The organism is Nonomuraea terrae (assembly GCF_044465245.1).
Lineage (GTDB): Bacteria > Actinomycetota > Actinomycetes > Streptosporangiales > Streptosporangiaceae > Nonomuraea > Nonomuraea terrae.
Map to the genome: position 1 here is coordinate 641,671 of NZ_JBITLL010000007.1, position 16,962 is coordinate 658,632.

General features: G+C 70.3%; 16 protein-coding genes. 8 read left to right on the forward strand and 8 right to left on the reverse strand.

The features are described from left to right. Positions 1-3: 3 nt before the first annotated feature. Genes glpK through ACIBP6_RS37065 form a run of 3 tightly spaced genes read right to left on the reverse strand, consistent with a single transcriptional unit; the run spans position 4 to position 3,695 of the window. Positions 4-1,497, reverse strand: coding sequence for a glycerol kinase GlpK (gene glpK / locus ACIBP6_RS37055; protein WP_397058605.1), 1,494 nt, complete (start codon positions 1,495-1,497; stop codon positions 4-6). Between the two features lie 54 nt (positions 1,498-1,551). Continuing rightward, positions 1,552-2,301 (reverse strand): IclR family transcriptional regulator, encoded by a 750-nt coding sequence (locus tag ACIBP6_RS37060; protein WP_132620179.1) that lies wholly within the window; start codon positions 2,299-2,301, stop codon positions 1,552-1,554. A 20-nt stretch (positions 2,302-2,321) separates the two neighbouring features. After that, positions 2,322-3,695: an MFS transporter gene (locus ACIBP6_RS37065; RefSeq protein WP_397058607.1), complete on the reverse strand. Its 1,374-nt coding sequence runs from the start codon at positions 3,693-3,695 to the stop codon at positions 2,322-2,324. Positions 3,696-3,762: 67 nt separating this feature from the next. Between ACIBP6_RS37065 and ACIBP6_RS37070 the strand changes: the two genes are divergently transcribed. Continuing rightward, on the forward strand, positions 3,763-4,380 hold the full coding sequence (locus ACIBP6_RS37070; RefSeq protein ID WP_397058609.1) for a TetR/AcrR family transcriptional regulator: 618 nt from the start codon (positions 3,763-3,765) through the stop codon (positions 4,378-4,380). A gap of 33 nt (positions 4,381-4,413) precedes the next feature. Here ACIBP6_RS37070 and ACIBP6_RS37075 read toward each other — a convergent pair whose 3' ends face one another. Continuing rightward, entirely contained in the window at positions 4,414-4,917 is a 504-nt protein-coding gene (locus tag ACIBP6_RS37075; protein ID WP_397058610.1) for a hypothetical protein, read from the reverse strand. 111 nt (positions 4,918-5,028) lie between these two features. Here ACIBP6_RS37075 and ACIBP6_RS37080 point away from each other — a divergent pair, with 111 nt between their 5' ends. Further along, positions 5,029-5,607 (forward strand): YqgE/AlgH family protein, encoded by a 579-nt coding sequence (locus tag ACIBP6_RS37080; protein ID WP_397058612.1) that lies wholly within the window; start codon positions 5,029-5,031, stop codon positions 5,605-5,607. On the opposite strand, the gene ACIBP6_RS37085 is transcribed toward ACIBP6_RS37080, so the two are convergent. After that, positions 5,604-6,212 carry a TetR/AcrR family transcriptional regulator gene (locus tag ACIBP6_RS37085; RefSeq protein WP_397058614.1) on the reverse strand — a complete coding sequence of 203 codons (609 nt, stop codon included), beginning with the start codon at positions 6,210-6,212 and terminating at the stop codon, positions 5,604-5,606. The two genes, ACIBP6_RS37080 and ACIBP6_RS37085, sit on opposite strands and share 4 nt — an antisense overlap. Before the next feature lie 159 nt (positions 6,213-6,371). On the opposite strand from ACIBP6_RS37085, the gene ACIBP6_RS37090 reads away from it, so the two are divergent. From ACIBP6_RS37090 to ACIBP6_RS37115, 6 genes are all read left to right on the forward strand, one after another. After that, positions 6,372-7,967 (forward strand): DHA2 family efflux MFS transporter permease subunit, encoded by a 1,596-nt coding sequence (locus tag ACIBP6_RS37090; protein WP_132620191.1) that lies wholly within the window; start codon positions 6,372-6,374, stop codon positions 7,965-7,967. An 89-nt stretch (positions 7,968-8,056) separates the two neighbouring features. After that, positions 8,057-8,314 carry a DUF3039 domain-containing protein gene (locus ACIBP6_RS37095; protein ID WP_132620193.1) on the forward strand — a complete coding sequence of 86 codons (258 nt, stop codon included), beginning with the start codon at positions 8,057-8,059 and terminating at the stop codon, positions 8,312-8,314. 78 nt (positions 8,315-8,392) lie between these two features. Beyond that, entirely contained in the window at positions 8,393-9,271 is an 879-nt protein-coding gene (locus ACIBP6_RS37100; RefSeq protein WP_397058615.1) for a zinc metalloprotease, read from the forward strand. Between the two features lie 55 nt (positions 9,272-9,326). Continuing rightward, a complete protein-coding gene (locus ACIBP6_RS37105; protein ID WP_397058617.1) occupies positions 9,327-10,715 on the forward strand; it encodes an MFS transporter in 1,389 nt (462 codons plus the stop codon). A 708-nt stretch (positions 10,716-11,423) separates the two neighbouring features. Next, positions 11,424-12,068, forward strand: coding sequence for a hypothetical protein (locus ACIBP6_RS37110; RefSeq protein ID WP_397058618.1), 645 nt, complete (start codon positions 11,424-11,426; stop codon positions 12,066-12,068). A gap of 124 nt (positions 12,069-12,192) precedes the next feature. Further along, positions 12,193-13,944, forward strand: a complete 1,752-nt coding sequence (locus ACIBP6_RS37115; RefSeq protein WP_397058620.1) for a DEAD/DEAH box helicase — start codon at positions 12,193-12,195, stop codon at positions 13,942-13,944. A gap of 12 nt (positions 13,945-13,956) precedes the next feature. Here the strand turns inward: ACIBP6_RS37115 and ACIBP6_RS37120 are convergent, their stop codons facing one another. The 3 genes from ACIBP6_RS37120 to ACIBP6_RS37130 form a co-directional block, all read right to left on the reverse strand. Continuing rightward, positions 13,957-14,409, reverse strand: a complete 453-nt coding sequence (locus tag ACIBP6_RS37120) for a GNAT family N-acetyltransferase (RefSeq protein ID WP_397058622.1) — start codon at positions 14,407-14,409, stop codon at positions 13,957-13,959. 74 nt (positions 14,410-14,483) lie between these two features. Then, a complete protein-coding gene (locus ACIBP6_RS37125; protein ID WP_397058624.1) occupies positions 14,484-15,629 on the reverse strand; it encodes a hypothetical protein in 1,146 nt (381 codons plus the stop codon). Beyond that, positions 15,619-16,719, reverse strand: a complete 1,101-nt coding sequence (locus tag ACIBP6_RS37130; protein WP_397058626.1) for a helix-turn-helix domain-containing protein — start codon at positions 16,717-16,719, stop codon at positions 15,619-15,621. Before ACIBP6_RS37130 ends, ACIBP6_RS37125 begins: the two co-directional genes overlap by 11 nt. Between the last annotated feature and the right edge of the window lie 243 nt (positions 16,720-16,962).

A 16,962-nucleotide genomic window follows, 5' to 3' on the forward strand; every position in this document is an offset into this window, starting at 1 on the left:
CTCCTACTGCTCGACCCAGTCAAGGGTGCGGGCCACGGCCTTCTTCCAATTACGGTATTCGTGCTCACGCGCGGCCTCGTCGATGGCCGGCTGCCACTCGGCGGCCTTGTGCCAGTTGGCGCGCAGGCTGTCGAGGTCGGGCCAGTAGCCGGTGGCCAGGCCCGCGGCGTACGCGGCGCCGAGCGCGGTGGTCTCGGAGACCATCGGCCGGACCACCGGCACGGCCAGCACGTCGGAGAGCGTCTGCATGAGCAGGTTGTTGGCGGTCATGCCGCCGTCGGCGCGCAGCGTGGTCAGGTCGAGGCCGGAGTCGGCGTTCATGGCGTCCACGACCTCGCGGGTCTGCCAGGCGGTGGCCTCCAGCACGGCCCGCGCCACGTGGCCCTTGGTGACGAACCCGGTCAGCCCCGCGATCACGCCGCGCGCGTCGGAGCGCCAGTGCGGTGCGAACAGCCCGGAGAAGGCCGGCACGAAGTAGCAGCCGCCGTTGTCGTCGACCGTCTTGGCCAGCGTCTCGATCTCGGCCGCGCTGGAGATCAGGCCCATGTTGTCGCGCAGCCACTGCACCAGGGAGCCGGCCACCGCGATGGCGCCCTCCAACGCGTACGTGGCGGGGCCGTCGCCGATCTGGTAGCCGACCGTGGTCAGCAGGCCGTGCTTGGAGGCGACCGGCTCGTGCCCGGTGTTCATGACCAGGAAACTGCCCGAGCCGTAGGTGCTCTTGGTCTCGCCGGGCTCGAAGCAGGTCTGCCCGAACAGCGCCGCCTGCTGGTCGCCGAGGGCCGAGGCCACCGGGACGCCCTCGGCGGTGTGGCCGTAGACCTCGGCGGACGGGCGGATCTCCGGCAGCATCGCGCGCGGCACGCCCACCGCGTCGAGCAGCTCGTCGTCCCAGGCCAGGGTGTGGATGTTCATGAGCATCGTCCGGCTGGCGTTGGTCACGTCGGTGACGTGGCGGCCGGTGAGGTTCCACAGCAGCCAGCTGTCCATCGTGCCGAACAGCACCTCGCCGCGCTCGGCCCGCTCGCGCAGCCCGTACGCGTCGAGCAGCCAGCGGATCTTGGGGCCGGAGAAGTACGTCGTCAGCGGCAGCCCGGCCTTCTCCCTGAACAGGCTCTCGTGCTCGGCCAGCGCCTTGGTGAGCGCGTCGGTGCGGGTGTCCTGCCAGACGACCGCGGGGCAGACCGGGCGGCCGGTGGCGCGGTCCCACAGCACGGTGGTCTCGCGCTGATTGGTGATGCCCAGTGCGGCGACCTGGCCGTCGTCGATGCCGGCGCCGGTCACGGCCTCGCTCGTGACACGGCGCACGTTCTGCCAGATCTCCTCGGCGTCGTGCTCGACCCAGCCGGGCTTGGGGAAGATCTGGCGGTGTTCGCGCTGGGCGACGGAGACGATGTTGCCGCCCTCGTCGAAGAGGATGCACCGGCTGGACGTGGTGCCCTGGTCGATGGCTGCGACGTAGTGCGGTCGGGGCACTGGGTTCCTCGCAAGGCTCATGGTTCGACAATGCCGAACGAATCGTATTCGGTGCGCCGTAGGGTCTTCAAGGGGTCATCTCGCCAGGTCACGGGTGATGGCGCGGGCGGCGTCGCGTACGTACGAGACGTACTCCATGTGCAGGGCCCCGTCGGTGGCCAGGCGCTCCACCGCGCCGCGGATGCCGATGGCGCCCACGACGACGCCGCGCCGGTCCTTGATCGGGGCTGCGATGGCCACCTCTCCGTCCACGAGCTCCTCCATCTCGGCCGCCCAGCCGCGCGTCCTGACCCGGTCGAGCTCCTCTTCCAGCGCCCCGGGGTCGATGATCGTGTGTTTGGTGTGCGGTCGCAGGGGCGGCTCGGCCGGCTCGGCATACGGGTCGTGGGCCAGCAGGACCTTGCCCAGCGCGCTGGCGTGCGTTGGCAGATACGTGCCCACCTGCAGCGTCTGCATGCTGTCGTCCGGGCGGAAGACGTGGTGGATCACCAGGACGTGGCCCTCGTGCAGGGTGCCGATCCAGGCGCTCTCCCTGCTGCGCCCGGCCAGCGCGTCGGCCCAGTTGATCGAGCGGGTGCGCAGCTCGTTGACGTCGAGATAGCTGCTGCCCAGGTGGAGCAGCGTGGCGCCGAGGCGGTACTTCCCCGTGGCCGGGTCCTGCTCGACGAAACCGACGTGGACGAGCGTGCGCAGGATGCCGTGCAGCGTGCCCTTCGGCAGGCCCAGCCCTCTGGCCAGCTCGGCCACCCCCAGCTGGCGGGGGCCGGAGGCGAGCAGCCGCAGGATGGCGGCCGCCCGCTCGACCGACTGAATCGTCTCTCCCACGCCCCGCACCCTAGCGCAGGTCAGTTCGGTATTGCCGAACGGGGCCGCAGCATTCCGGCGAACGCGAGCGCGGCGTTCGCGAGCACCGCCACGATCACGCCCTGGAGCACCGTCCCCATGGCGGCCGTGGCGATCGCGCTCATGATCGGGATGCCCATGGTGATGCCGACCTGCTGGGTCATCGTCGCCAGGCCGGTGGCCAGCCCCTGCTCGGAGTCGGGCAGCCCGGACGTGGCCGTCACCATGAAGGCGACGATGGCCACCATGTTGCCCACGCCGCCGACGAACGTGGCCGCGAGCAGCAGCCAGATCCAGCCGGCCGAGGCGCCGAGGAAGGCCAGCGAGGCCGTCGCGACGGCCTGCACCGCGAACCCGGCGGCCAGCGCCCTGCCGGTGCCGAGCGCGCCGAGCACGCGCGGCCCGGCCACGCCGCCCACCACGGTGCCGAGCCCCAGCACGCCGAAGGCGAGCCCGGTGGCCAGCGCCGAGTAGCCGAGCACCTCCTGCAGGTAGAGCGTCAGGACGAAGACCAGGGAGGTCTCGGTGGCGAACGCGAGCAGCCCCGCGAGGTTGCCCCACTTCACGTTCGGCCGGGCCATGATGGCCACGGGGACCAGCGGCGCCGCCGACCGCCGTTCCACGAACCAGAACACCACCAGCAGCGCCGCGCCCGCCGCGAGGGCCACGCCGCCCTGGACAGGGTGCTCACCGATCCTGGTCAGGCCGAAGACCAGGGCGAGCAGGCCGGCCGTCACCGTCGCCGCGCCCGGCAGGTCGATCCGCGGCCGCTCGGCCGGGCGGCTCTCCCGCAGCAGCATGGGCGCCGCGACCAGCACGGCCAGCGCCACGGGCACGTTGATCAGGAACGCCCACCGCCAGCTCAGCGCCTGTGTGAGGAGTCCCCCTAGAATGGCGCCCGAGGTGAACCCGGCCGACATCAGCGCCCCGTTCAATCCCAGTGCCCGAGCTCGCAGCGGCCCCTCGGCGAACGACGTGGTCAGCAGCGAGAGCCCGGCAGGCGTGACGACGGCGGTGGCGAGGCCCTGGGCCACCCTCGCCCCCAGCAACACCCCCGGGGAGGTCGCGAGCCCTCCCACGAGCGAGGAGAGCCCCAGCAGCGCCATCCCGACCAGGAAGAGCCTGCGCCGTCCCCACAGGTCGGCGATCCGGCCGAACAGCAGCGTGAAACCCGCCGCCGCCAGCGCGAACGCCGTGGCCACCCATTGCAGGTCGCCCAGGGCGAAACCGAGGCCCTCCCCGATCACGGGCAGGGCCACGTTCAGGATGGAGAAGTCCACGGCCAGCATGAACTGAGAGCCGAGCAGCAGCGTCAGGACGAGGCGTTGCCTGCCCGTCATCCGATCGGGTTCGGCTCGTGCGGCGAGTACGGTCATGTCATCCCCCTAATGGGACGTAAGTTCCGTTAAGATGAGCATGACGGTAGCACGATGAGGAGACTTAATGGAACAATCTTCCCGTTTGGCGGGAACCGTGCGGCCGGGAGGCCGCACCGCGCGGGTCCGCGCGGCCGTGCTGGAGGCGACCCAGGACGAGCTGGTCGAGCACGGCTTCCACGGCCTGACCATGGACCAGGTGGCGGCCCGCGCGGGCGTGGGCAAGACCACGGTCTACCGGCGCTGGGGGAGCCCGGCCGGGCTGGTGGTCGACCTGATGAACGACCTGGCCGACCAGTCCGTCCCGCACGCCGACACCGGCGCGGTGGAGGGCGACCTGCTGGCCAACGCCGTCTCCGTCCTGGAGGCGCTGCACGACGGCCGGCTCGGGCCCACGTTGCAGGCGATGATCGCCGCCGCGACCTGCGACGACCAGGCCGCCCAGGGGTTGCGGGCCTTCTACTCCCGCCGGATCGAGGAGTGGGCCAACGCCGTCGACCTGGCCGTCAAGCGGGGGGAACTGCCCGAGAGCACCGACGGCGCCGAGGTGATCAGGGCGATCTCGGCCCCGCTCTACTACCGCCTGGTGGTCACCAGGGAGCCGGTGACGCGGGAGGACGCCGAACGGTCGGTGGCGCGCACGCTGGCCGCCGCCCGAGCCGGGGCGTTCGTGTCACGGGGTTGAGCGTCGCCGGACTGAGGGTCGCCGGGGTGGGCGTCATGGGGTTGAGCGGGGCCAGATGGAGCCGTACCACCACAGGATGCCGCCCGTGATGACCAGGCCGCCCGCGGTGGCCAGCTTGGCGATGAGGTCGGCGGGCAGGCCGGTGTAGGGCAGGCGGCGGCCGCGGCCCCAGGAGCAGTCGTTCTCGACACGGGTGGAGTCGATCAGCGTGTCGGGCTCGCCCTCCGCCACCGAGTACGCCTCCACCTCGGCGGCGCTGCCCTTCCTGACAGGGACGTGGCGGACGACCGACCTGCGGGCCGGGATCGAGCCGGTCGACACGCTCTCGCCGTCGGCCTGCAGGTCGAACCGGACGAGCTGGCGGGTCTGGTTGTGCAGCCGGACGGTCGCCCGGCCCGTGCGGCACGCCACGTCGTCCACCGTCATCGTGAACGGGTCACCCGCGTCGGGCCGGGGCCACGCCCACGCGGCGGCCGGCAGGAACAGTGCGCCGCCCAGCGGCAGTGTGGCCAGGACGAGGCGGGTACGGATGCGCATGAACTCCCCCCGGATGTGATCTTTGCTACCTAAGGTGCCCAAGAGGCTACGAAAAGTAACATCGACCCACCGGGGGAGCGCGTGCCCCCCGTTACCCTTCATGATGGATGTATGGCGGAAGCGATCTACGTCGGCGGTTTGTTGGTGGCGACGCCGCTTCTCGACGACCCCAATTTCCGGCGTAGCGTGGTGCTGATTCTCGAACACGACCGCGACGGCGGCACTCTGGGCGTCGTGCTCAACAGGCCGAGCGACATCTCGGTGACACAGGTGCTGCCCATATGGGATCCGCTGGTGACCGGGCCTCCCGTGCTCTTCGAGGGCGGGCCCGTGCAGACCGACAGCGCGCTCGCGCTGGCGGCGGTCCCGAGCGGGGAGGAGCCGCTCGGCTGGCGCCGGTTGCACGCCGGCACCGACGCGGTCTCGCGGCTGGGCACGGTCGACCTCGACGCGCCCCCCGAGATCCTGCAGGGCGAGATCGCGCAGATGCGCATCTTCGCCGGCTACGCCGGTTGGACGTCGGGGCAGCTGGAGAGCGAGATCGCCGAGGGCGCCTGGTACATCGTCGACTCCGAGGTCGGTGACACCTTCCACGCCGACCCCGGCTCACTGTGGCGGCACGTGCTACGCCGCCAGCGCGGCGAGCTGGCCTTCGTGGCGACCTGCCCGGACGACCCGACGATGAACTAGAGGTCCCAGCCCGGGCGCAGTGAACGCTCGGCCAGATCGATGCTCTCGGCCATGCGGGCGGCGATCTCGGTCACCGTGCCGTCGCGGCGCGGGCACTCGAAACCGACGCGCATGGTGGACATCGCGAACGCCACGATGAGGTGGGTGAGCTGGTCCTTGTCGGGGTCGGCGCCCCGGCGCGCGGCGATCACCTCGGCCAGGCGGCGCTCGGTCTGCGCGCCCCTGGCCACCGACCGGCCGATGAGGTGGGGGTTGGCGTCGAGGAGCCGGCGCAGCTTCAGGAACCGTTCGGCGTCCTCGCCCGTTGAGCACTCGACGTCGGTGAGGACCGCGCGCAGCGCGTGCATGAGCGCGGTGAACGGCGGCTCGTCCTGCGGGCGGTCCGCGAGTGTCTCCAGGATGATCTCCTCGCCGTGGTCGTGGAACCACAGCGCCAGATGATCCTTGCTGGTGAAGTAACGGAAGAACGTGCGGGGGGAGACGTCGACCACCCCCGCGATCTGCTCGACCGTGGTCGACTCGTATCCTTGTTCGAGGAAAAGGTCGAGCGCGGCGTCGATGATCGCCAGACGCGTCTTCTCCTTCTTGCGTTCCCGAAGACCCATAGCCGTCACCTCTGTGAAACTATTCTGTCATAGTGTGCCATAAGTCATACGATGTCGATTGAAAATCGGTTGTCTTATGTCAGGTGCTGCCATAGATTACCTGGGCTTACGAGAGCTGTGCCCCGGTGTGGGGTGCTACGGGTAACAAGGGGGACTTACATGGCTCACGCGGAGGCGGTCGGCACGCCGTCATCGCCCGACGCCGCCAAGGGGGGGACCAGCGGAAATCCGTGGCTGGTGCTGCTGGCGGTCTGCCTGGGCGTCATCATGGTGATGCTCGACGGCACGGTCGTCGGCATCGCCAATCCGGTGATCCAGGCCGACCTGAAGGCCTCGCTGTCAGACCTCCAGTGGGTGACGAGCGGTTACCTGCTCGCGCTGGCGGTCTTCCTGATCACCGCCGGCAAGCTGGGCGACCTGTTCGGCCACAAGCGCGTCTTTCTCATCGGTGTGGCCGGCTTCGCCGTCTCCTCGGTGGGCATCGGTCTCAGCGCCGAACTGGCCGAGGTCATTCCCGGCGTCACCCCGATCGGCATGCTGATCGGCCTGCGCGTCCTGCAGGGCCTGTTCGGCGCGCTGCTGCAGCCCGCCGCCCTGGCCCTGCTGCGCAGCGCGTTCCCCGGCGAGAAGCTGCACCAGGCGATGGGCGCCTGGGGCGCCATCATCGGCCTGTCGAGTGCCGCAGGACCGATCGTGGGCGGCGTGCTGGTCGAGAAGGTCAGCTGGGAGTCGGTCTTCTTCATCAACGCGCCCGTCGGCGTCATCGCCCTGGTCATGGGCGTCCTGCTGATCAAGGAGAACCGCACGCCCTCCATGGCCCGCATCGACTGGCTCGGCGTGGTGCTGCTGTCCGGCGCGATGTTCTCGCTGGTCTGGACGATCATCAAGGCCCCCGAGTGGGGCTGGACCGACAGCACGACGCTGACCTTCATGGGCGCCTTCCTGGTGCTGATCCTGGCGTTCGTCCTCTGGCAGGCCGCGGCCAAGCAGCCGCTGGTGCCGCTGTCGTTGTTCAGGAACGCCTCGATCTCCATCGGCACCCTGCTGATGATGATGGTCGCGTTCGCGATGTTCGGCGCGATGTTCTTCCTGGGCTTCTTCTTCCAGGGCGTGCACGGGCTGTCGCCGCTGGAGGCAGGCCTCTACATGTTGCCGATGAGCGCCGGCATGATCGTCGCCTCGCCGCTGTCCGGCATGGCGATCGGCCGGATCGGGCCGAAGCTGTCGATGGCCGGCGGCCTGCTGATCACCGCGCTGGCGATGTTCCTCATGTCCCAGCTCAGCATCGACGCCTCGTTCGTCGAGACCGCCATTCCGTTCGTGCTGCTGGCCTTCGGCATGTCGCCGGTCTTCGTCGGCGCCACCGAGATCATCGTCGGCAACGCTCCGGTGAACCTCAGCGGCGTCGCGGGTGGTCTGCAGCAGTCGGCCATGCAGGTCGGCGGCGCGCTCGGCACCGCGATCCTGGGCGCCGTGATGGCCTCGGAGATCTCCGACACGCTGCCCGGCAACCTCGGCCCGGCGGCGCAGGGGATCCCGCCCGAGCAGCTGACCTTGCTGGAGAAGGCGGCCGCGTTCGGCACCGCGCCTCCCGGCGTGCCGCAGCAGATCACCGACGCCGTGCACAGCTCGTTCATGTCCGGTATGCATGTGGCCTTCCTGGTGAGCACCTCCATCGCGGTGCTCACCGCCCTGCTGACGTTCTTCGTCAAGGTCGGGCGCAAGACCGAGGGCGTGCCGGTCCACGTGGGCTGACGCCCGTCGCCACGACGCGGCTCCCGCCCGCCGGCGGGGGCCGCGTCGTCGTGTCGGGGCCCGGCCGCGGGGGGCATAAACTCGATGGGGTGAGCACGAAGATCCTCCCAGAGCAGGAGACCACTCCGCGGACGTCGCACGGCGACGGCGATCACGAGCGGTTCGCCCACTACGCGGACAAGCACAAGATCACCGAGAGCATGGTGACCGGCACGCCCATCCGCGCCCTGTGCGGCAAAATCTGGGTGCCCAGCCGCGACCCCAAGAAGTACCCGGTGTGCCCGGAGTGCAAGGAGATCTACGAGGGCCTGCCTCAGGGCGGCGGCGAAGGCGACGGCGACCAGTGAGTGTTGCTGAGCGGTAACCCCCACACGCTCCACTACGGTCTGTAGCCACATCGGCTCATACCGTAGTGGGGGGATTGCATGGTCCGGCGCGCGACCGCCGTCTCGTTGGCATGCCTGCTCGCGGTCGGGTTCACCCCGCCGCTCCGGCACGAGGCCGCGTTCGCGGCCGGTTGCGCGCGCCACGCGCCACGGACCCCCGGACCACGCTCGCCCAAGCCGCAGGACGTCGCCAAGGTCAAGGCCGAGCTGCGCGAGCTGCTGGCCGGCGTCACGCTGCCCACCGAGATCACCGTGCCCGTCCGGGTGCACCTCCTGACCCGCGGCGAGCGGCTGGTCACCGACGACAGCGTGCGGGCCCAGATCGACGTGCTCAACTCCGCGTACGCCGGTGAGTTCGGCGGCGTCGACACGGGCGTGCGCTTCCGGCTCGACAAGATCGCGGTGGTGGACAACGCCGCCTGGTTCGCCGACCCCGTCGGCCACGAGAGCGCCATGAAGAACGCGCTGCACCACGGCGGGGCCCGCACGCTCAACCTCTACATCGCCCAGCTCAGCCACCTGATGCTGGGCTTCGCCGCCTACCCCTACTGGTACGCCGGCGCCCCGGCGCTCGACGGCGTCGTCATCGACTGGCGCAGCCTGCCCGGCGGCCCGATGACCAACTACAACCGCGGCTTCACCGGCGTCCACGAGATCGGGCACTGGCTCGGGCTCTTCCACACGTTCGAGAACGCCTGCCGCGAGCCAGGCGACGGCATCGAGGACACCGCGCCCGAGGCACGGCCGACCGAGGGATGCCCGGAGAGCAAGGACACCTGCGCCGAGCACCACGGCGCCGACCCGATCCACAACTTCATGGACTACGCCCACGACCGCTGCATGCGGGAGTTCACCGCGGGGCAGGCGCGGCGCATGATCGAGATGTGGGTGGCCTACCGCACCACCCCGGCCGTCTGACCGACCCGTACGATGGCGGCTCCGCCGGTGGATTTGCGGCAATTACGATGTGCGAGTGACAGCACCAAAAGCACTCGACGCTCCCGACCGGCCCGCCGGCATCCTGTCCCCCCGCTACCGCACCGCCACCTTGGGCATCCTCCTGGTCGTCACCCTGGTCGCCTTCGAGGGCATGTCGGTGGGCGTCGTGATGCCGGCCGTGGCCGAGGAGCTGGACGCGCTCGACCTGTACGGGATCAGCTTCTCCGCGTTCCTCATCGCCAGCCTGTTCATGAACGTGGTGGCCGGGCTCTGGTCCGACCGGCGCGGCTACCCGGTGCCGTTCCTGGCCGGGGTGGTGCTGTTCGTCGCCGGCATGGCGCTGGCCGGGGCCGCGACCTCCGCGGTGCTGTTCCTGGTGGCCCGGGCCGTCCAGGGGCTCGGCGCGGGCGCGACCATCGTGGCGCTGTACGTGATGATCGCCCGCGTCTACGCGGTCGAGGCACGCCCCAAGGCGTTCGCCGCAGTCTCCGCGGCCTGGGTGGTGCCCGCCATGGTCGGCCCCGCGGTGGCCGGGTTCGTCGGCGACCAGTGGGGCTGGCGGTACGTCTTCTTCGGCATCATCCCGCTGGTGGTGCCCGCGCTGGCGATGCTCGTCCCCGCGCTGCGGATCGGATCGGGGGCCGACGCGGAGCAGGGGAGCGGGCCGCGTTCGCGGCCGGTGGCGATGACGCTGGCCGCCACCTCCACCGCCGGCGGGGCCGGGCTGCTGCTGCACGGCGTCGACCGGCTGCACACGCACACCGGCACCGCGGCCGTCGAGACCGCGGCCGGGGTGGCGCTCCTGCTCTACGGGCTCGTCCGGCTGCTGCCCCCTGGCGCGCTGCGGTTCGTGCGCGGGCTGCCGACGACCGTGATCATGCGAGGGCTGTTCTCGGCGGCCTTCTTCGGGGTGAACGCCTTCATCCCGCTGGCGCTGCAGGAGGTGAAGTCCTTCGGCACCGCGGACGCGGGCATCGCGCTGACAGCCGGGGCCCTGGGCTGGTCGGCCGGGTCGTACCTGCAGAGCCGGCGTACCGGCGAGGCGCACCAGCGGATCAGGATGGGCGCGGCCTGTGTCATGGTGGCGATCCTGCTCTGCGTGCTGTCCGTGCTGCCGGGGGTGAGCGGGTGGGTCGCCGCGCCCGCCTGGATGGTCGCCGGGCTCGGCATGGGCTTCGGCATGACCACCGTCAGCGTGACCGCCATGCACCAGTCACCGGTGAGCGAGCAGGGGGCGAACTCGGCCGCGCTGTCGGTGTCCGACCAGCTCGGCTCCGCCCTGGCGATCGGGATCGGGGGAGCGCTGGTGAACGTGATCGGGCACGCCCGGATCGACACCGGCTTCGTCATCATCTCGGGGTTGATGGCCGCCGTCGCGCTGAGCGCCACCCTGCTCGCGGGGCGTACACGCAGCGCCGGGTGAGCGTGCCGGGGCGCTGAATTCCGCCTCACCCGTCACACCGATCACGGTTCGCCTGATGGCGGTCGCGCGGGGTGATAGGACAGCGGGCAAGGAGGTGCCATGGAGGATGATCAACGTGTCTGGCCCCCTCGGACGGGGCCCAGGCACCGCCGTACTCCTCCAGGGGACACGGAGCCCGCGTCGGACGCGAGCCGTGACGAGGAGCCCCCACGGGCCCGCCGCGACCGCGCCCACCCCTACAGCCCGGCCCCGGACGCGTCTGCCCGGGGGGATCGAACCCATCCCTACAGTGCGGCGCCGGGGGAGCGCTTCAGACCCCTCCGCGCGGAGCCGGATCCGCCCGCCACGGGCGGCCGGGGCGGGCCGTCCGAGCCCGATCCGCCAGTCTGGGGCAGCGGTGGCCGGGTCTCCGAGCCGGACGCGCCCGCCTGGGGCGCTCTTGGCCGGGGGCGCCGGTCGCATCCGCTCGACCTCGACCCCGACAACGCCCGGCCCGACGCAGAACGGACTGATCCCGGTCAGCCCGACACCGCCTGGCCCGACGCAGAACGGCGCGACCCCGGCCGGCCCGACGACTTCTGGGGGGACGACGACCGTTCCGGCTCGGGGTGGGGCGGATCGGGCCGGGACGCCGATGACGGTGACTGGCCCGGATCCGGTTGGCCGGACGGGAACGCGCAGCCGTGGAATCCCCGGATCCGCGGGGCCGTGCCGCGTGGCGCCGATCAGGACTGGGAGTCGCTGCCGCCCTCCGCCCGCCTCTACGGCTCCCCTGCCGACCCCGCGCTGCGCAAGGTGCGGGCGGGCGCCGGACGGGCGTGGCGACGCGTGGCGGCCGTCCTGGTGGCGCTGGCGGCGGGCGCGGGGCTGGTGGCCGGCGCTCTCACGCTGGCCCCGCGGCTCACCGCGCCCCCGCCGCCCGAGAGGGCACGGCTGAGCGACCCGCAGGCCGGGCTGTCGGCGCCGCTCCCGCCGGGGTGGACCGAGGGACCGGTGGCGCCGGTCACCGGGTTCACCTCGGTCGCCAGAGGCCCCGGCGGCGCGTTGCTGATGGCGAGGCCCGTGGCCGAACCCGTCGAGGACGCCAAGAAGGCCACCGCCGAGGCGGCCGAGGTCTACTCCCGGCTGCTGCTCAAGGGCGACCGCGTCACCGTGGTCGAGGACAGGAAACTGCCCGGCGGCCACACCCGCGCACTCCGGGCGGAATATCGTGACGTGGTGAACCGGCCGGCGTTCCTCAGGGTGATGCTGCTCACCCGGAGCGGCAGGCCGGTCATGCTCGTCGGCCTGCTCCAGCCCGAGGAAACTGCCCGCAGACAGGCGCTCGACGCCGTCATGACGACCGTCAGATAAGCCGCATAGCACGTGAGGACCACCTTGGCCAGAATCCACGGCTCACGGCACGTCTTGTCGGTGGCCCCGATTACTCTTGGGTCACTGTGAGAGAGCGAAGCACACGAACCCCAGAGGTGATGCGGTGAGCACCTTCGCCGCGTCCCACCTTTCGCCTTCCTACCCCGACCGCGCCGCATGGGGCACCGCCCAGAAGTTGCGCGCATGGCAGCAGGACGCGTTCGACCTCTACTTCAGGCGCGAGCCGCGTGACTTCCTCACCGTCGCGACGCCGGGCGCGGGCAAGACGACCTACGCCCTGCGCATCGCCAGCGAGCTGCTCACGCGTGGGGTGATCAGGGCGGTCACCGTCGTGACCCCCACCGAGCACCTCAAGCGCCAGTGGGCCGACGCCGCCGGGCGTGTGGGCATCGCCATCGACCCCGAGTTCAAGAACAGCCAGGGCTCGACCTCGCGTGACTACATCGGGGTCGCGGTGACGTACGCGCAGGTCGCCATGCACCCCGCCCTGCACAGGGCGCGCACGGAGGCGCGCAAGACGCTGGTGATCTTCGACGAGATCCACCACGCGGGCGACGCCAAGTCGTGGGGCGACGGCGTGCGCGAGGCGTTCGAGCCCGCCACACGCCGCCTCCAGCTCACCGGCACGCCGTTCAGGTCCGACGACAACCCGATCCCGTTCGTCGCCTACGAGGAGGACGGCGAGGGTCTCAAGCGCAGCGTCAGCGACTTCTCCTACGGCTACGGCCCGGCCCTCGACGACGGGGTCGTGCGGCCGGTCATCTTTCTGGCCTACTCCGGCGAGATGAAGTGGCGGACGCGCGCCGGCGACGAGATCGCCGCGACGCTCGGCACGCCGCTCACCAAAGACCAGCTCTCGCAGGCGTGGCGGGCCGCGCTCGACCCCAAGGGCGACTGGATCCGCCAGGTCATGCAGGCCGCCGACCGGCGCCTGACCGAGGTGCGCAGGGGAGTGCCCGACGCGGGCGGCCTGGTCATCGCCACCGACCACGAGACGGCCCGCGCCTACGCCCGTCACCTGCGCAACATCACCGGCGAGGGCGCGACCGTGGTGCTGTCCGACGACCCGGGGGCGTCGAAGAAGATCAAGCAGTTCGCGGCCTCGGAAGACCGCTGGCTGGTGGCCGTCCGCATGGTGTCGGAGGGCGTCGACATCCCGCGGTTGTGCGTGGGCGTCTACGCCACCTCGACCTCCACCCCGCTGTTCTTCGCCCAGGCCGTGGGCCGCTTCGTCCGGGCCCGCAAACGCGGCGAGAACGCCTCGGTCTTCCTGCCCTCGGTGCCCACGCTTCTCGGGCTGGCCAACGAGATGGAGGCCGAGCGCGACCACGTCCTCAACAAGCGGCCCCCCGAGGACGGCCTCGACGACTCCCTCCTGGAGGAGGCCAACCGCAAGAAGGACAATCCCGACGTCCTGGGCGACGAGCTGCCGTTCGAGACGATGGAGACCTCGGCCACGTTCGACCGGGTGCTGTTCGACGGCGGCGAGTTCGGCACGGGCGCCGAGATCGGCTCCGCCGAGGAGGAGGACTTCATCGGCCTGCCCGGCCTGCTCGAGCCCGACCAGGTGGCGACCCTGCTGCGCAAGCGGCAGTCGGAGCAGCAGGCCGCCAAGCGCAAGCAGCCGGAGCAGGAGCCCAGCCAGAGTCTCGCGCCGCACGAGCAGATCGCCGAGTTGCGGCGCGAGCTCAACGGCCTCGTCGGCGCCTGGAACCACCGCACGGGCCAGCCTCACGGGGTCATCCACGCCGAGCTGCGGCGCGTCTGCGGCGGCCCGCCGATCGCCCAGGCGACCGTCGAGCAGATCCAGGAACGCATCGACATGATCCGTCGCTGGGCCACCCAGCGACGCTGAGCCCGGCGCGGGTCAGCCGAGCTTCCTGACGAGGATGCGGCACATCTCGCGCTGGCGCTCCTGCCGGCCGTCGGGGTGGTGGACGACGTTCGTGGTGGCCACCTCGCCGTACGGCCACTCGGCGTATCCGAGGCGCTGGTACAACCGCTGCGCGCCCGGGTTGTCGAGACCGACGCCGAGGGCCACCTGCTCGTGGCCCTCGGCGAGGAGCCGCTCCTCGGCCGCCCACACCAGCTCGGTGCCGATGCCGCCGTTGCGCCGCCACGGCACGACCTCCAGGTGGGTGAGCAGCGCCACGCCCGGGAGACGGGCACGCAGCTCCGGCTCCTCCGCGGCCCCGAGCCAGATGTAGACGTCGCCGACCGCCACCCCGCGCTGCCAGGCGACGAGCAGGACCCCGTGCCCGGTGTCCTGCTTGGTCAGCCGATCGGCGAAGTACGGCTCCTGCCCGAGCGACCTGACCATGGCTGGAAGATCCGTATGGACGGCCTGGCGTATGTCACATGCCCCCACGGACGACAGATTCCCGCTTGATTCACTTACGAATCAAATGATGCGAAAAGAGGAAATTTCTCAACCTCTGACCTTATGAGGTGCTTTTTTACATCTTGCGCGCTAGATCCGATATATGGGGTTTTGTCGATGTGGTCGGCCCAGCGACGGCGATCCTCCGCCCAGGCGTTGAGATACCGTACGCACAGCTCCGGCTTGATGAAGACGTGGCAGTCGGATGCCGCGCTGACGGACGCCTCGATGGAGGAGCGGTTCGTGAAAAGATCGGCTGACAGCTCTTTGACCCGGCGCCACACGTCGTCGATGAACTCCCTGCGCCTGGCCAGGGCTTTCTCCCAGTACGCCTCCTCGGCCGCCACCCGCCAGCTCTCGCCCTCGTCCAGCAGCCAATAGACGCCTTCGGCCAGCACGTCACCGAACTCCTGGTGGAGCGCGCGGGCCGGGTGGTCGAACGGGTCGTAGGGGCACTGCTTCACACTTCCCGTCACCGCGAGCCGCCGCAGTGATTTCTCGCCCAGCAGGTAGAACCAGTCCTCGTTGTAGATGTCGGGAAAGAACGAGGGCTCGCGGCCCGTGTCGACGGCCAGCGCGCCGCCGGCCACGAACCAGTCCTGCTTCCCGCCGGTCAGCCGGTGCGCGTGGCACACCACCGAGTTGTCCGGGAAGCCGTCGATCTGCATGCCCACCGCGTCGTAGCCGTCGAGCAGGGCCGCAGCGCGGCGGACGTCCTCCGGCCCGCCGACCTCGATGTCGTCGTCCAGGAACAGGATGCGCCGCCAGCCCATCAGCCGGGCGAGCAGCAGGCCGGTGTTGCGCTTGGCGCTCAGATCGGTCGCGCACGCCAGCGGCGTGGCTCTCAGCAGGGCCGTCGTCGCGAAGTCCGGCAGGTCGAGCTGCGCCGGGTCGTCGACGCCGATGGCGATGAACCGCAGGCCGGGCGGCATCATGTCCCTGGCCAGACGCGGATCGCTCTTCTGGCTGTGCAGGGTCACGAGGACACAATCCAGCGCGGACGCCAACTCGATGGCGTGCCGCAGCTGCTCCGGAGGCCTGATCGTCGGGACGACGACGGCGTCGACACCGCCGGACCGCTCCAAGTCCGGGAGGACGTCCGTGTGGACGTCGATCAGGTGCCGGTGGGAGTCGTGATGGTGCTCTATCTCAGTCTCCATTGATGGGCTCCGGCCACTCGTGCAGCCGGAAGGTGTCGCGGGTCCAGTCCGGCGTGATGGCCACCCGGCCCACGATCCTGATCCGTGTGAGAATGCTGAACGACGCCGTGCCGCCGAATCGGCTCCGCAGGTAGTCGGCGTTGCGGTCGCGGAATCGTGCGTCGGTCAGGGCCCGCACCGTGCCGTAGACGCCTCTGGCGTACATGCCGTTGCAGATGGTGAGGGTGCGCTTGACGTTTTCCGGGTTGACGCCGCGATAGAAGAATCCGACGTCCTCCCGGAGTTGCAGGTTGTCGCCGGAGCCGCTGGTAACCGTGTAATACCGATCCAGCTCGTCGCCCTTGTCGACCTCGAAATACGGCCCCCTCTCGCCATCCCAGTCGGGCACCTGCCGCACCGGCAGGTCGATCTGGCCGAGCATGGCCGCGGTGATCTCGTTGTAGTCGACGCCGCCCAGGAGCACCACGTGGCTGGTCAGGTCGTCGGAGGAGCGTAAGTCCTCGGTGGCCCGCAGGGTCACCGGGCTGTGCGGGTTCGCGGCCCGCAGGTGGCCCCACAGCTCGAACAGCGAGTCCAGGTCGGAGTACTTGTAGAGCTCGATGTAGTCCGGCTGGGACGGATCCGCGTACGGGATCTTGGCGCGTTCGTCCTCGGGGATCTGGGAGCAGATGATCGTGATCTCCTCCCCTTCGGGGAAGTGCCACGGGCTCTTGAGGTAGGTGTCACGCGCCGGCGCCGGCTCCGCGATCTCGCCCCCGACCTGGGCCCGCAGCGCCGCCTTGCGCAGCCCGGTCAGCTCCTCGAGCAGCTTGTGGTACTCCTGGACCTCGTCCGGGGCCAGCTCGGACAGCGGGAGCACCATGGGCGTGCCGTCGGCGAGCGATCTCCTGGTCGCGAAGAACGCGGCGTACTTCTCCAGCCTGGCCAGCGGCGGGACCTTGGCCGCGTGGGCCGACTCCCATGACGAGATCAGCGGAACGCTGACCTCGAACGCGACGCGCAGTTGTGCCTGGGTGACCCGCAGGTCGGGCCAGTGACTCTCGCGCAGCTCCCGCAGTCGGCGGGCGAGTGGAGAACCGTCGCCGCTCATGCCAGCCTCATTCGTGTGAACTTCAACAACTTTCAGTGAACATGAATCCGGCGGCGGAGGGTGGAGTATCCGCAGCTAGAGCCAGCTTGTGCAATGAGTTAAGCACAGGAGGCCCCAGTCTAATCACTGCCGTGTCGCCGACACACGCGAATAGTGATGATTGTGCTGGGGTACATCTTTAACTGAAGTTTATATTCAGTGAATTTAACTGAAGAGAGATGGAGGTGGTTCGAATGATGAGGG